The organism is Planktotalea frisia (assembly GCF_001890925.1).
In the GTDB taxonomy this organism is placed as follows: domain Bacteria; phylum Pseudomonadota; class Alphaproteobacteria; order Rhodobacterales; family Rhodobacteraceae; genus Planktotalea; species Planktotalea frisia.
Genome location: NZ_MLCB01000099.1, coordinates 20,214 through 34,165, shown reverse-complemented (window position 1 = coordinate 34,165; position 13,952 = coordinate 20,214). Strand labels below are relative to the sequence as shown.

General features: G+C 54.9%; 13 protein-coding genes. 6 read left to right on the top strand and 7 right to left on the bottom strand.

Translation table 11 applies throughout. The features are described 5' to 3' along the window. Positions 1 to 5: 5 nt before the first annotated feature. Both PFRI_RS06810 and cobA read right to left on the bottom strand, forming a co-directional pair. A complete protein-coding gene (locus PFRI_RS06810; protein ID WP_072629952.1) occupies positions 6 to 1,280 on the bottom strand; it encodes a cobyrinic acid a,c-diamide synthase CobB in 1,275 nt (424 codons plus the stop codon). Next, complete coding sequence (gene cobA, locus PFRI_RS06805) at positions 1,277 to 2,140, bottom strand: uroporphyrinogen-III C-methyltransferase (protein WP_072629951.1); 864 nt, start codon at positions 2,138 to 2,140, stop codon at positions 1,277 to 1,279. The genes PFRI_RS06810 and cobA overlap by 4 nt, the downstream gene beginning before the upstream one ends. 96 nt (positions 2,141 to 2,236) lie before the next feature. On the opposite strand from cobA, the gene PFRI_RS06800 reads away from it, so the two are divergent. The 5 genes from PFRI_RS06800 (at position 2,237) to PFRI_RS06780 (ending at position 6,075) form a co-directional block, all read left to right on the top strand. Next, positions 2,237 to 3,277 (top strand): cobalt-precorrin-5B (C(1))-methyltransferase, encoded by a 1,041-nt coding sequence (locus PFRI_RS06800; RefSeq protein ID WP_072629950.1) that lies wholly within the window; start codon positions 2,237 to 2,239, stop codon positions 3,275 to 3,277. Next, positions 3,274 to 4,005 (top strand): cobalt-precorrin-6A reductase, encoded by a 732-nt coding sequence (locus tag PFRI_RS06795; RefSeq protein ID WP_072629949.1) that lies wholly within the window; start codon positions 3,274 to 3,276, stop codon positions 4,003 to 4,005. Before PFRI_RS06800 ends, PFRI_RS06795 begins: the two co-directional genes overlap by 4 nt. Continuing rightward, positions 3,998 to 4,627: a DNA-3-methyladenine glycosylase family protein gene (locus PFRI_RS06790; RefSeq protein WP_072629948.1), complete on the top strand. Its 630-nt coding sequence runs from the start codon at positions 3,998 to 4,000 to the stop codon at positions 4,625 to 4,627. The genes PFRI_RS06795 and PFRI_RS06790 overlap by 8 nt, the downstream gene beginning before the upstream one ends. Then, on the top strand, positions 4,624 to 5,289 hold the full coding sequence (locus PFRI_RS06785; protein ID WP_072629947.1) for an alpha/beta hydrolase: 666 nt from the start codon (positions 4,624 to 4,626) through the stop codon (positions 5,287 to 5,289). The genes PFRI_RS06790 and PFRI_RS06785 overlap by 4 nt, the downstream gene beginning before the upstream one ends. 189 nt (positions 5,290 to 5,478) lie before the next feature. Continuing rightward, positions 5,479 to 6,075, top strand: coding sequence for an HNH endonuclease (locus PFRI_RS06780; protein WP_072629946.1), 597 nt, complete (start codon positions 5,479 to 5,481; stop codon positions 6,073 to 6,075). 4 nt (positions 6,076 to 6,079) lie between these two features. Here PFRI_RS06780 and rsgA read toward each other — a convergent pair whose 3' ends face one another. From rsgA to PFRI_RS06755, 5 genes are all read right to left on the bottom strand, one after another. Next, positions 6,080 to 7,159 (bottom strand): ribosome small subunit-dependent GTPase A, encoded by a 1,080-nt coding sequence (rsgA, locus tag PFRI_RS06775; protein ID WP_072629945.1) that lies wholly within the window; start codon positions 7,157 to 7,159, stop codon positions 6,080 to 6,082. 82 nt (positions 7,160 to 7,241) lie between these two features. Next, positions 7,242 to 7,757 carry a bactofilin family protein gene (locus PFRI_RS06770; RefSeq protein ID WP_072629944.1) on the bottom strand — a complete coding sequence of 172 codons (516 nt, stop codon included), beginning with the start codon at positions 7,755 to 7,757 and terminating at the stop codon, positions 7,242 to 7,244. After that, positions 7,747 to 9,048: a M23 family metallopeptidase gene (locus tag PFRI_RS06765; protein WP_175549236.1), complete on the bottom strand. Its 1,302-nt coding sequence runs from the start codon at positions 9,046 to 9,048 to the stop codon at positions 7,747 to 7,749. The genes PFRI_RS06770 and PFRI_RS06765 overlap by 11 nt, the downstream gene beginning before the upstream one ends. Positions 9,049 to 9,247: 199 nt before the next feature. Next, positions 9,248 to 10,075, bottom strand: coding sequence for a ferritin-like domain-containing protein (locus PFRI_RS06760; protein ID WP_072629943.1), 828 nt, complete (start codon positions 10,073 to 10,075; stop codon positions 9,248 to 9,250). After that, positions 10,072 to 10,539, bottom strand: coding sequence for a peroxiredoxin (locus tag PFRI_RS06755; RefSeq protein ID WP_072629942.1), 468 nt, complete (start codon positions 10,537 to 10,539; stop codon positions 10,072 to 10,074). Before PFRI_RS06755 ends, PFRI_RS06760 begins: the two co-directional genes overlap by 4 nt. 96 nt (positions 10,540 to 10,635) lie before the next feature. Between PFRI_RS06755 and PFRI_RS06750 the strand changes: the two genes are divergently transcribed. Continuing rightward, complete coding sequence (locus tag PFRI_RS06750; protein WP_072629941.1) at positions 10,636 to 13,947, top strand: YhdP family protein; 3,312 nt, start codon at positions 10,636 to 10,638, stop codon at positions 13,945 to 13,947. The last annotated feature ends 5 nt before the right edge of the window (positions 13,948 to 13,952 follow it).

Below are 13,952 nucleotides of genomic sequence, written 5' to 3'. Positions count from 1 at the left end.
GGGACTCATGCACAATCTATAATATGTGCAAATGAACCGCTGACATGTCCGTTGATCAGTCCCATATCGGGCAGGGGTGTTTCTTCTGCATCGTGTGCTTTGAACAACGGCGTGCCCTGCGCGTGCTGCGTTGTGGCATAATGAAACTCATGCGCGTTCCATTTGCCTGCGAAAACACCTTGGTCTGCGTTTAGTCTTCGATAGCCAAGATGAAGTTTACGCTGGGCAAAAGATGTTTCGAGCTGCAGCAATCCCGCCATTTTATGACGTGTGCCTTGCGCATCAATGAGACCTGCGCCCAACACCATGTAGCCGCCGCATTCGCCGTAAACGGGTTTGGTTTTGGCATGGGTGCACAAAGTGTTCATGAACGTATCAGCGCTCGCGAGTTGCGCAGCGTATAACTCAGGATAACCACCGGGTAGAAAAACGAAATCAGCATCAGGGATTGGATCATTTGACAGCGGTGAGAACGGTGAAATCTCTGCCCCGGCGCTGCGCCAATCTTGCAAGAGGTGCGGGTATGCGAAAGCGAAGGCACGATCTGATGCTATAGCGATCCGCTGCGCGGGGGGGGCGATTTTGCTAGAAAAATCGGCGCGCTCAAAGGGCGCTGCGAGATTTGCGAGGGTTTCTAGATCAACACTTTGCTCTGATATATCAGCGGCTTGCTCAATAAAACTCTCTAAGTCTTCGCGCTCTTGTGCTTGCACCAGCCCTAAATGACGCGTTGGCGTTTCGATCTGTGAGCTTCGATGTATGGCTCCAAGAACAGGAATGCCCAAAGGGTCTAATGCGCGCCTGAGCATCCGTTCATGACGCACACTACCGACCTTATTCAGAATTACACCAGCAATACGCACATCAGGATCGTGGTGCGCAAATCCAGAGACAATCGGTGCCACTGATTGCGCCATGCGCGCCGTATCGATCACCAGCACGACTGGCAGGTTTAACAATCGAGCCAGGTCTGCAACAGATCCACGCCCGTCGGGCGGTGCACCGTCAAACAGTCCCATTGCACCTTCGATAATCAGTGGGGCATCAGTTGAGGCGAGCGACTGGATACGCTCTGGCGACATCGCCCAAGCGTCCATATTGAAACAGGGTGCCCCGGATGCGGCTTCATGAAAGCGCGGATCAATGTAATCGGGTCCTGATTTTGCACCACGAATGTTGATGCCGCGGCGTTTGAAGGCGCGCAATAATCCAAGTGTAACCGTTGTTTTTCCAGAGCCGGAAGAGGGTGCGGCAATAATAAAACCTGAGCTAGCTTTCATGATGCTTCTGCGGGTCTGCCTCGTCCCAATGGGTCCACATTACGTGGCTCAAGTCCCTGCGCAATTGCTTGCCAATCCAACGTTTGGCGCATCAGAACGGAGCGACCAATGCACAGGATTGAAGGAGGTTTCAGTCCCGCATTCGCAATATCTACCGCCATCGTCCCAAGCGTTGTTTCCAACACATGTTGATCCGGTGTGGTCGCAGACGTAACAACCGCCGCAGGCTCATCAGGGTCGCGACCTGCGTCAAGCAGCGCCTTCGCAATGCGGTCCACATGTTTCATCCCCATGTAGATCACAAGAACCTGCGCCCCATCTGCAATCGCTTGCCAGTTCAAAGACGAAGGCGTGTCGCCTGTCTGATCATGGCCCGTTACAAAGGTCACTGATTGGTTTACATCGCGGTGCGTCACTGGGATGCCCGCATAGGCGAGACCGCCAATACCAGCGCTGATGCCAGGAATAATGCGGATGGGAATACCATGCTGCACAAGTGTCTGGCCTTCTTCGCCACCACGCCCGAATACAAACGGATCTCCGCCTTTTAGCCGCAAAACGCGTTTCCCTGCACGTGCAAGTTCAACCAGATGCAGTGAAATATCGCGCTGTTTGGCGGATGGTTTGCCGCCGCGTTTGCCTGCGTAAATATGCTCTGCCTGCGGCGCCCATGCGAGGATCGCGTCCTGCACGAGGGCATCATAGACCACCACATCTGCCTGGCGCAGCGCGTTGAGTGCATGCAACGTCAAAAGGCCGGGATCACCGGGACCAGCGCCTGCAAGCCAAACCCAGCCGGGTTGGAAATCAGGCCAATCGTTGCCCGGCAAAACGGGCAGGGAGGTAAATGAGTCGCTCATACCCCCTTATGGCCTTTGCAGAAAACTTGCGAAAGTGGGCAAGCGACATGCAATGAGGAATTGGCGGCACTTAAATGCGCGCCTATAGTCCGTTCGATGAATAGAAAGCCTGACACAGAGTTACGCCGTGGCTGGACCACAGGTGCTTGCGCGACGGCTGCGGTGCAAGCAGCGCTTGGTGGCTTGTGGGAGGGCCGTGTGCCGCGTTCGGTTCAAATTACATTGCCGCGCGGTGAAACGCCTGTGTTTGAGATTGAGCGAAGCGAGATAGGTGACGGCTGGGCCTACGCCGCTATCATCAAAGATGCGGGCGATGATCCTGATGTAACGCACCAAGCGCTTATCGAGGCGCGTGTTACGCGCGCTAGTGGCGGCGTGGTTTTTAAAGGCGGTGTTGGCATCGGGAAGGTCACGCGCCCGGGCTTGCCCATTGCGGTGGGTGAACCTGCGATCAATCCAGTGCCACGAGAAATGATGCAAACGGTTGTGCGCGACACCGCTGGGCGTTTGGGGGAAAGCCCTGATATTGAGATCACGTTGAGTGTGCCAAATGGTGCTGAACTTGCGCTCAAAACATGGAATCCACGCCTTGGGATTATTGGCGGTCTGTCGATCCTTGGCACCACTGGCATCGTACGCCCCTTTAGTTGTGCGGCTTGGATTGCGTCGATCCATCGCGGAATTGATGTGGCTTGCGCCGAAGGTCTGCCCCACGTGGCAGGTTGCACAGGGGCGACGAGCGAAAAAGTTGTGCAGGGCATGTTTGCTCTGCCGGATCATGCGATGCTCGATATGGGGGATTTTGTCGGTGGTTTGTTGAAATATCTCGCCAAACATCCTGTGCCACGGATCACGATTGGGGGCGGGATCGGCAAGATGACCAAACTCGCCCAAGGCGCGCGCGATTTGCATTCGGGGCGCTCTCAGGTGGATCTCGCGGGTCTGGCCGAGGTGCTAGACCGGCCTGACGTGGCCGAGATGAACACAGCCTTGCAAGCTTATGAGACCGTTGGTGCGCCAATGGCGAAGTGGGTCGCTCAAAACGCGCTAGTCACGATACGCGCGATGTTGCCGGAAAGCGTTGCCGCAGATGTTGTGGTGATTGATCGCAAAGGCGAGGTCTTGGCGCGCGCATGACGCTACTCATTCTTTCAGGAACGGGTGAAGGGCGGCGTATTGCGGCTGAATTACATAGCCAAGGCATTGATCTGATTGCCTCTCTGGCAGGTGAGACTCGTAACCCCAAAGACCAAATAGTGCCTTTGCGCATTGGTGGATTTGGCGGTGAAGAAGGTTTTAGGCGCTATCTCGCGGAGGCGAAAATCTCTGCAGTGCTCGATGTTACACATCCTTTTGCTTCAGAAATCTCTGAACGAAGCGCGCGTATTTGCGCTGATCTAATGCTGCCCTATTGCATATTTGCACGTCCTCCTTGGACGCCAAATGCGCAAGATGATTGGACCGAGCTTGAGGATGAAAGTGCCGCCGCACAGTATATCAGCGCAGGCGCGACTGTGTTCCTCGCGACAGGGCGCAAAACACTGCATCGCTTTGCTGATTTATCGAAGTGTCGGCTGATTTGTCGCCAGATAGATCCGCCTGATGGGCCGTTTCCATTTGCGAACGGCGAGTTCTTAATCGGACGACCTCCGTTCTCGGTTGAGGATGAGATAGCGCTTTTCGATAAACTAAAAGTCGATTGGCTTATTGTGAAAAACGCAGGTGGCGCAGCGAGTTTTTCCAAGCTAGAGGCCGCGCGCGCATTGAAACTCAAGGTTGGCATGATCAAACGACCAGAACGGCCTGACGCTCCAAGCGTGTCGAGTATTGAACAGGCTGTTGAATGGGGGAAATCCTTTGGATGAACGGGTAATTCTTGGCGATACATGTGTTTTGGAAGGGGCGGAATGGCTGGCAGGCTATGATGCGCGCTTTGCGGCGGCGATGGCGCAAACTGGACCTTTGCCCTTGCGGCTCAAGCCCGAAGGGTTCGATCAACTGCTTAATGCGATCATCGGACAGCAAGTTTCTGTCGCCTCTGCGAATGCGATTTGGGCGCGGATGGTTGCGCTTGATCTGACCTCTGAGGACACCATTGCGCGCGCGAGCGATGAGGATTTGCGCGCCGCAGGGTTGAGCCAGCAAAAGATGCGTTATGCACGCGCTTTGGCTGAGGCGCGGATCGACTATGATGCTTTGCGCGAGATGCCTTCGGATGCTGTTATCAAAACGCTCACACAGGTCACCGGGATTGGCCAATGGACGGCCGAGATTTACGCGATGTTTAGCCTCGGGCGCGCGGATGTGTTTGCGCATGGTGATCTTGCGCTGCAAGAAGCGGCGCGGGTGCTTCTCGACCTAGAAGAGCGTCCCAAAGAAAAACAGATGAAAATCATCGCGGCGGACTGGTCGCCGTGGCGTTCGGTTGCAGCGCGCGTCCTTTGGGCCTACTACCGCGTTGTAAAATCACGGGAAGGGATCCGATGACACGAGTTTTGAATGCAGAGCGGCGCGAGCCGATTTCGGGCGAGACGCGCTCGGTTGTGGTGTTCCTTCATGGTTACGGCGCGAATGGCGCTGACTTGTTGGGGCTGGCGGATCCGCTTGGTGAACACTTGCCTGACACTCTTTTTATCGCTCCGGATGCGCCCGAAGACTGCGCTGGCTCGCCGATGGGTTATCAGTGGTTCCCAATCCCTTGGATCGACAACTCATCAGAAGAAGAAGCCGAGCGTGGCATGAATTCCGCCGTTGAAGACCTCAACGCGTTTCTTGATGCACTTATGGTGGATGAAGATGTTCTGCCTGAACAGGTCGTTCTTTTTGGCTTTTCCCAAGGCACGATGATGAGCTTGCATGTCGCACCGCGCCGTGAAGATGCGATTGCTGGCGTGGTTGGCTTTTCTGGACGTTTGCTTTCGCCCGAGTCGCTTGCGGATGAAGTGGTGGTGCGCCCGCCAATTTTGCTGGTGCACGGCGATGCGGATGATGTGGTGCCTGTGCAATCGCTTCCTGATGCGGCGGATGCGTTGCAAAAGGCGGGCTTTGAAGAGGTCTTTGCGCATATCATGAAAGGTACTGCGCATGGAATTGCCCCTGATGGCCTGTCCGTTGCATTGGCGTTTATGCGGGACAAATTGAACCTCTGAAGCCGTGCTCAGACAGGCCGTAATTCTACGGCTTGTCAGGACACTTTCCCTAGATATAGTGGGTCGCAGAAGGGGCAGGGCTAGTCCTGCTTCGTTACTGCGATCCTCGGGGGATTAAAGCTTCAAAAAAGTATCGTTTAAAGGCAGCCATAGCTGCTTGCGGTATCGACCTCACACGAGGCGGGCCGCATGAACACTGACTTGATTGAAATTGACCCACATGTGCATCAGCTTAACACGCATCGCACGTTGGTTTTGAATGCGGATATGCAGCCGCTGAGCTGGATGCCTTTGTCTACGTGGTCTTGGCAGGAAGCGATGACCGCCGTTTTACAAGATCGCGTTATCCAGCTGAAAACATACGAAGAATTGACAGTGCGCAGCGCGTCTCAAGCGTTTGAAGTGCCCGCTGTTGTCTGTCTGCGCCAATATCATAAACGCAAGAATGCAGCCTTTACGCGCTACAACCTGTTCCTGCGCGACGGGTTTTGCTGTCAGTATTGCGGGACGAAAAAAGCCGCCAAAGATCTGACGTTTGACCACGTTTTACCGCGCTCTCGCAAAGGGCCAGCGACGTTCGAGAACATCGTCGCTGCGTGCCAGTCGTGCAATCTGCGCAAGGCCAACAAAACACCACGTGAAGCGGGGATGAAGCTGCTGCGCAAACCGCGTGCCCCGAGCCCGCATGAGCTGGACAAGGTTGGACGCAAATTGGCGCGGGTGCAAAAGGAATTGCACCAAACATGGCTCGATTTTCTTTATTGGGGAGCTGACCTAGAAGGGTGACGCGCTATTTAGGGCGTTCATTTCTATTCTTTAAATCCAATGACTTGATGATCTTGCTCAGGTCTTTTTCTTTGTGTTTGCGCTCGGACAGGGACAACGTATTGAATGTATCCTCGGCCACAAGGCGGCGCCAACGCGTTACGCGGGCTTGATCAATCTCGCCGCGTTTGAGCGCAGCTTTGATCGCGCAATTTGGCTCGCTATCATGAGCGCAATCGCGAAATTTGCATTGGTTTTCCAGCGTTTGGAGATCCGCGAATAGATCGCTGACACCCGCCGCCGCATCGGTCAATTGCAACTCGCGCATGCCCGGGGTGTCGAGCACGGCGCAGCCTGTGCCGACAAAGTGCAATTCGCGCCGCGTGGTTGTGTGACGCCCTTTGCTGTCAATCTCGCGGATCGCACCAGTTTCGATGTTCTCATTGCCTGCCAGCGCGTTGGCGAGCGTAGATTTGCCAACACCAGAAGAGCCAAGGAATGCGACGGTTTGGCCCATTTTGCACCAAGTTGCCAACTGCTTTGCCACGCTATCGGACGTTGCGTTTATCACCTCGACGGCGACAAAATCAGAGATGCTTTGCGCCTCGGTTTTGTAGGGCTGCGTGTCGTCACACAGATCAGGCTTGGTCAGCAAAATCACAGGCGTCACATCAGCATCAAAGGCAAGCGCGACGTAGCGCTCAAGCCGCGCGATGTTGAAGTCGGCGTTACATGAGGTGACGATGAACGCTGTGTCTATGTTAGCGGCGATAAGTTGCTCAAAGCGGTCTTTACCGGGCGAGCGGCGCTTGATCAGGCTTTTGCGTTCAAGCAAATGGCTCTCAGGAACGTTTTCTGCTTCGTAGAGGAACCAATCGCCAACAGTTGCGTCTTTGCGCGGTGGAAGGATTGCATTGATATCAGCTCCTTGGACCTGCAACCCGCTGCGATGCACGGATGTGACACGAACAGGGGGGGTCGCAAGAAGCGCGTCAGCGTCGGTCTGTTGGGCGAAGAAACTCGACCAGCCAAGACGATCCAACGGGTTTTCAACGAGCGGCGTTGCGGGCGTATTTGCGAAAAAGGCGTCGTATTTGCCGTTCATGATAAGCTCATGTCTTGAAGGGCGAACATGAAAAAGGGCCGCAAAACGCGACCCTTTTCCGAGTTCTTGTCGAGTGAAAAAATCACTCGGTTTTCGGCGCAGTGCTGCCTGTTGGAATTTTGCTCGCACCTTTGGTGTTGAGCGGATCGTCCTGACGCTGCACAGAGCCTTCAAAATGCGCACCGCTTTCGATCGCGATTGTCTTGTGGATGATGTCACCCTCAACACGTGCAGTCGAAGTCAGACGCACTTTCAAGCCACGTACACGGCCAACGATGCGACCGTTGACGACAACGTCATCAGCAATGACTTCGCCTTTGATCGTCGCGGTTTCCCCGATTGTCAGCAGGTGCGCACGGATGTCGCCCTCAACAGTGCCTTCGACCTGAATGTCGCCGGTTGTCTTTAGGTTTCCAGTGATGTGCAGATCAGCGGACAGCGTGGACGCAGGCGGCTTGGCCTTTGGTGCAGACGCTTTGAAATCCGTAGAGCGCGGTGGAACCGCAGGGGCGGCTGACGATGCAGGCGCGTCCGGAGTGCTTGGTGTTGAACCGTCTGCCTTAGGGCCGGGTTCATTGATTTTGCTTTTAGAAAACATCGTTTGCAGCCTTAATGAATATCATCGGATTGACGGCTTTCCCGCCGACGCGAACTTCGTAGTGTAAATGCGTGCCGGTAGAGCGTCCTGTATTGCCCATATCACCAATACGTTGTCCACGCGAGACCCTTTGTCCAACCTTCACGCGAAATTTTGACAAATGCGCGTAGCGGGTTTCGATTCCGAATTGGTGTTGAATCTTGATCAGCTTACCATAGCCAGACAGCCAGCCTGCATGTGTGACGACGCCGTCTGCGGTGGAATAGATCGGTGTGCCATGTGGCGCAGCAAAGTCAGTGCCTTTGTGCATGCGACCCCAGCGATAGCCAAAGCCGGATGTGAAGCGGAAGGAGGATTTGACCGGGTTCGCGAAGGGCGCTTTTTGCGCAGCGATCCGGTAAAGGTTCAAACGATCCATATCTTTCAGGATGTCGTTCGCACGGTTCGTGTCTGCCGTTTCAGCATTGCCACGTGTCGAGAAGCTCAGAGGCATCAAAGGACCACCTTGGCCGGAATACCCTTTGCGCACTTCGTTTAGAATGCGATCTGTGTTCATGCCCGCGGCTTTGAACATTTTGTCCAGTGGCTTGACTGAAACTGTCATCGCTTCTTCGAGTTGACGGAAGATCTGGTCGTTCTTGTCGGCCATCTCTTCGATTTCGGCCTTCATTTCATCTGCTTGGACCAGTGCGTCTTGGGCGTCAGCCACAACCTGATCTCGTTCTTGGGCGGTCGCTTCGAGTGCTGTGGTCAAGAAATTAACCGCTGCATCGTCAGTCGCACTCGTCCCAGTTGAGGTCGCACCACCTTCAGATAGTTCGGCTACCTTATCGCGCGCTGCTTCACGATCTTTCATCGTTTTGCGCAGGGTTGTTTGGATCACCTCAATCCCGGTTTCCAATTCGCGACGACGCGTTTCGGAATTCAGGAGTTCGGATTGCATTATAGAGATCTGACTAAGCGCCGCATTAAAGCGTTCTTGCGCGGCCAAAGCTTCGGCTGCACGAGAATCGCGTTCTGCGGAAAGCTCATTCAAACGCCTCTCATAGGCATTTTGATCGCGCTTCGCTTGGTCGCGGAAGTTCCCAGAACCAATGCTGTCCATCAAAAGGATAGAGGTCGCAATAATCGCCCAAGCAACAATCGCGGCAGCACCCGCAAACCCAACCATCTGCGTCACAGGACGCAAGCGGATAAAGCGCGTGTCAGCATCAGAGCGCAGGAATAGCCTGCGCTCGGGGAAGTGACGCTCCAAGAGCATATTAATTTTCATCGAAAGCCGTTTTCGCAAACCAGCATCCCTTTTCGTCCCAGCCCAACATATAGCGCTCATTTCGGGACTTGAGTGAAAGTCCCACGGCACCTTGGTTGCCTGAATAGCCAGCAGGGTCCAATGGCGCAAGTTATTTGAAAGCTACTGTGCGACTGTGGCACGTTTTAGAGGTAAATTGTGGCAATAAATCGCCGAACTCAATGACTTGATCTCTAGGTCAAGCATGATCTTTGGTTGGTAAGTCTTCGGTCAGAGGCCAGTAAAAGTCAGGAGGAATTCCCGCATCCGCGCGCTTTTCTTCGTTGAACGGTGGCTTCAAGGTGCTGTGGATATATTTACGCACGAGTGTGTGGAACACTTCTTTCGGGTCGGTGTTTTCACGCCCACACATAAAATTGAACCACTTTGAGCCGTATGCCACGTGACTGACTTCTTCGGCGTAGATGGTTTCTAGCGCGGCAACGGCGCTTTTTGCTTTGGCGTTTTGAAATACTTTGATCATGCCCGGTGTCACATCAAGTCCGCGCGCTTCTAACACCATCGGAACGACAGCCAAACGCCCCATGAAATCCTCTGCGGTGTCTTCTGCGGCACGCCACATGCCAGCATGTGCAGGCAAGGCGCCGTAAAAACTGCCCAATTCTTCAAGGCAGTCGCACATCAGATTGAAATGTTTGGATTCGTCATCTGCCGCGCTGACCCAGTCGTCAAAAAATCCCGTGGGCAGAGGAATATGGCAAAAGCGCGCGATGATGTCCCAGTGCAAATCGACTGCGTTGAGTTCGATATGTGCGACCGCATGTAGCAAAGCGATGCGCCCCTCAGGGGAGCCGGGCTTGCGTCGTGGCACATCACGCGGCGACAGCAGTTCAGGCGCAGACGGTCGGGCAGGGTGCATTGGTGGGTTGGCGCTGCCAATCTCGACGGCATCGCCGTTTTTGCGCGCTGCGCGCCACTCAGCCGCGTATTTATGTGAAAGCGCGGTTTTTTCGCGCCCATCTGCGGTTTGCAACACATCCAAGGCCATCTGCGCCAAAGGTTTCATGCGCTAAGCGCTTTTGCGGCTTCAAGCACTGCTTCTGCGTGGCCCGGGACTTTCACTTTGCGCCACGCCTGCGCGATTGTGCCATCTGCATTGATCAAAAACGTTGCACGCTCAATTCCGAAGAACTTTTTGCCGTACATGTTCTTTTCTTTCCAAACGCCAAATGCTTCGCACACTGCATTATCTTCATCAGAGAGTAGTGGCATGGAGAGTGCGTGTTTCGCCGCGAACTTCTCGTGGCTGGCAACGCTATCTGCGGAAATTCCCCAAATCGTGACGCCAAGAGCTGCAAAATCAGCTTCCATACCTGTGAAGGCAATCGCTTCTTTTGTGCAGCCGGGGGTGTCGTCGCGTGGGTAAAAGAAGAGCACCAAAGGGCCCTTTGCATCCGCAAGGCTCAATTGGGCGGTTTCGCCGCTTGCTGGCAGGTTAAAGTCAGGCGCTTTATCACCGATATCAATCATGTGGCATCTCCTTGGTTTTGCTTGCACTACGTTTCATATTAGAAGAGGCGGATCAAGAGAACGCCAGCTTTGACGCAAAGGGCTAAGCCGACAAATATGAGCGATGCGCCGCACACGCCAACAGACGCACCCCAAGCGGGTGCGCGCGTAAAGCATCCTTGGGGATGGTACGCGACGCGTGCAGTTTTGACGGGGCTTGGCGGTTTTGCCGTGGCTTTGGCGATAGGCTTTATACTACTGGTCGGGCGCGACATTGAAGCTCCTGATTGGTTGCAAGAGCAGATTGATCGCAAGATTGCGCAAGCTTTGCCCGGCGTCGATGTGGGGATCGGCACAATGTCCTTGCGCGTTGAACGCTCTGATCTCAGCCCGCGTGTATTTTTTCAAAATGTGACGGTGAAGGATGACACAGGGCTGCCCTTTGCCTCCTTGGGCGAGCTCAGTGTGCGCGCGTCGTTTCCCGCCGCAGTGCGTGGGCAGTTTTTGCCAAAGAAAATTTCGCTCTCTGGTGCCCTGATGAAGTTGCGCCGTGACCGTGATGGGGGATTTGATCTGACTATCGGCTCTGCGCTGCAAGCCAGTGGCGAGGGGGCGAGCCTGATCGAGTTGGTGGAACGGCTTGATCAGTTGCTTGTTGCGCCAGAACTTCGCTACCTGCGCGAAGTGGATGCGACGAGCCTTACGGTGCTTTATGAAGATGCGCGCGCGGGGCGGGCTTGGACGGTTGATGGCGGCCGGATGCGGGTCACAGCCAGAAACGAGGTCCTTTCGATCGGTGCTGATTTTGCGCTGCTAGGCGGGCAGGACTATGCAACCACTTTAGAGTTGAGCTACGAGAGCGAAATCGGCTCACCCGCTGCGCGGATTGGCGTTTCGCTGGCGGATGCGCCGTCTGAGGATATTGCCAGCCAAAGTGGTGCGATGGCTTGGATGGAAGCTTTGAGAGCACCGATTTCGGGTTCTCTACGCACGCAAGTGGATGACAAGGGCAACTTGGGGTTGCTTAACGCGACGCTGCAAATCGGCAAAGGCGTCGTACAGCCTGAAGATGAAGCAAAACCTATCCCGTTTGACGGGGCGCAAGCCTATTTCGCCTTCGATCCGAACCAGAACACTTTGGAATTCTCAGAAGTCATTGTGAAATCTGCATGGATCGAAGCGCGCGGTGAAGGATTTGCGCGCCTCCAAAATGCCGAAGCTGGCTGGCCAGAAGAGTTGCTCGGGCAGTTTCGTCTCAGCAGCGTGCGCGCCAATCCCAATCAGCTTTACGCAACACCTGTGACGTTGGAACAAGCGGATCTGGATATGCGGGTCGTGTTTGATCCGTTTCGACTTGATATCGGTCAGTTGGTTTTGCGCGAGGGCGATCAAACGCTTATTGCAAGTGGTCGCGCTGATATCGGCGACGAGGGCTGGCGCGTTGCACTCGATGCGCGTGCGGATACACTTGATATCAAACGTGTCTTGGCGGTTTGGCCGGATAGTGTGAAGCCCAAGACCCACGATTGGATCGAGCAGAATATCCTGCAAGGTGACATCAAAAATGCGCGCCTTGCCTTTCGTGCTGTGCCTGATGCGCCGCCAGATCTGCATTTAGATTTCGCTTATGATGACGCCTCGCTGCGCTTTATGAAATCGATGCCGCCCATAAACGGGGCGCGTGGATATGTGCGTCTTGAAGGGGCGCGTTTTTTGGCGGCGACCGAAGCTGGCTATGTGACGCCCCCAGAAGGCGGTCGCATCGACGTAAGCGGAACAGTCTTTGAAATTCCGGATGTGAGCGTTCGCGGCGCGCCGGCAAATGTGCAACTCACAACTCAAAGCAGCGTGACGGCGGCCTTGTCTTTGCTTGACCAAGAGCCGTTTGCGTTTTTGAGTAAAGCGGGCCAATCAGTAAATCTGGCAGAAGGGCGCGCAAATGTGAGCGGCGACATCGGGTTCGCGCTGAAGCAAAAGATCCCAGCGTCTGAGATTAATTTCAACATCGCGGGGGACATCACGAACGTGCGAAGCGATCGCTTGGTCGCAGGGCGGCTCATTGCTGCTGAGCGTTTGGCGCTGCGTGCAAAAACCGATGAAATCACGCTGACAGGTGCTGGACGCATTGATGCAATACCGGTGGAAGGCACGTGGCGTATGCCGCTTGGTAAAGCTAGGGCAGGCAGTCGCTTGAGCGGCCAAGTGGAGTTGTCGGACAAATTTGTTGAGACGTTCAATATTGGTCTGCCGCCGGGCTCGATCTCGGGAAAAGGCCGTGGGGATGTGACGCTTGATCTGCGCGCGGATGGACCCGCGCGCTTTGCGCTCAGCTCTAATCTGCGTGGACTGAATGTGGCGATTGCACCGCTTGGCTATCGCAAATCTGCCAATGCGCGCGGATCGCTGAACGTACGTGGCGTGCTTGGCAGCAAAAAGACAGGCCCGCCTGTGGTCGAAAGCTTGGCTTTTGATGCGCCGGGATTGAAGGCGAATGGTTCCATCACGATCAGCGCGTCAGGCATTCTAGAGCGTGCGCAGTTCGGGCGTGTTCAGGTCGGGGATTGGCTCGACTCCCCCGTGACACTGACGGGACGCGGACGCAATGCGTCGCCGGCGGTGTCACTCAATGGTGGTTTCTTGGACCTGCGCCGCATACCTGCTCAAAACGCGGGTGCTGCGAGCGCGGGCGCAACCCCTTTGAATGTGTCGCTGGATCGCATGCAGGTCACAAAAGAAATCGCATTGCGCAATTTTGAAGGTCAGTTTCAATCAAGTGGTGGCCTGAATGGAAACTTCAACGCACGTCTGAATGGCAAAGGGCGGATCGAAGGACGCACCACACCGCGCAACGGGCGTACAGCGGTGCAGATCACCAGTGCAAATGCAGGGGCGACCTTGAGCGATGCGGGCTTGTTGAAGAATGCCAACGAGGGCGCGATGACGCTGAATCTGTTTCCGCGAGAGGCGGCGGGCCAATATGACGGCAACCTCAACATTAAAAATCTGCGTTTGCGTGATGCGCCGCCTGCTTTGGCACTTTTGAGTGCGGCCAGCGGGATTGGACTGCTCGAGCAACTCGATGGGCGCGGCCTTGTGTTTACGGATGTGAACAGCACATTCAGGATCACACCCAAAACGATTGTGGTGTCCGAAGGAAACGCGATTGGGCCCTCGCTCGGCTTTTCGGTTGATGGATATTATGACGTCGCAAACAAACAGCTAGATATGCAGGGTGTCGTCTCACCGTTTTTCGTAATCAATGGGATCGGTTCGATCTTTACCCGACGGGGTGAGGGGCTTATTGGCTTCAACTTCAACGCGCGCGGACCTGCGAGTGCGCCCAAATTTGATGTAAATCCGCTTAGCCTGTTCACCCCAGGAATGTTTCGTGAAATATTCCGCCGTCCTCCTCCTAAGTTGAGCCAGTAAAGACC

Excerpts from the sequence above, each read along its gene's own strand:
- PFRI_RS06810 (WP_072629952.1), bottom strand. The coding sequence starts at position 1,280 with ATGAAAGCTAGCTCAGGTTTTATTATTGCCGCACCCTCTTCCGGCTCT.
- cobA (WP_072629951.1), bottom strand. The coding sequence starts at position 2,140 with ATGAGCGACTCATTTACCTCCCTGCCCGTTTTGCCGGGCAACGATTGG.
- PFRI_RS06800 (WP_072629950.1), top strand. The coding sequence starts at position 2,237 with ATGAATAGAAAGCCTGACACAGAGTTACGCCGTGGCTGGACCACAGGT.
- PFRI_RS06795 (WP_072629949.1), top strand. The coding sequence starts at position 3,274 with ATGACGCTACTCATTCTTTCAGGAACGGGTGAAGGGCGGCGTATTGCG.
- PFRI_RS06785 (WP_072629947.1), top strand. The coding sequence starts at position 4,624 with ATGACACGAGTTTTGAATGCAGAGCGGCGCGAGCCGATTTCGGGCGAG.
- PFRI_RS06780 (WP_072629946.1), top strand. The coding sequence starts at position 5,479 with ATGAACACTGACTTGATTGAAATTGACCCACATGTGCATCAGCTTAAC.
- rsgA (WP_072629945.1), bottom strand. The coding sequence starts at position 7,159 with ATGAACGGCAAATACGACGCCTTTTTCGCAAATACGCCCGCAACGCCG.
- PFRI_RS06770 (WP_072629944.1), bottom strand. The coding sequence starts at position 7,757 with ATGTTTTCTAAAAGCAAAATCAATGAACCCGGCCCTAAGGCAGACGGT.
- PFRI_RS06760 (WP_072629943.1), bottom strand. The coding sequence starts at position 10,075 with ATGAAACCTTTGGCGCAGATGGCCTTGGATGTGTTGCAAACCGCAGAT.
- PFRI_RS06755 (WP_072629942.1), bottom strand. The coding sequence starts at position 10,539 with ATGATTGATATCGGTGATAAAGCGCCTGACTTTAACCTGCCAGCAAGC.
- PFRI_RS06750 (WP_072629941.1), top strand. The coding sequence starts at position 10,636 with ATGAGCGATGCGCCGCACACGCCAACAGACGCACCCCAAGCGGGTGCG.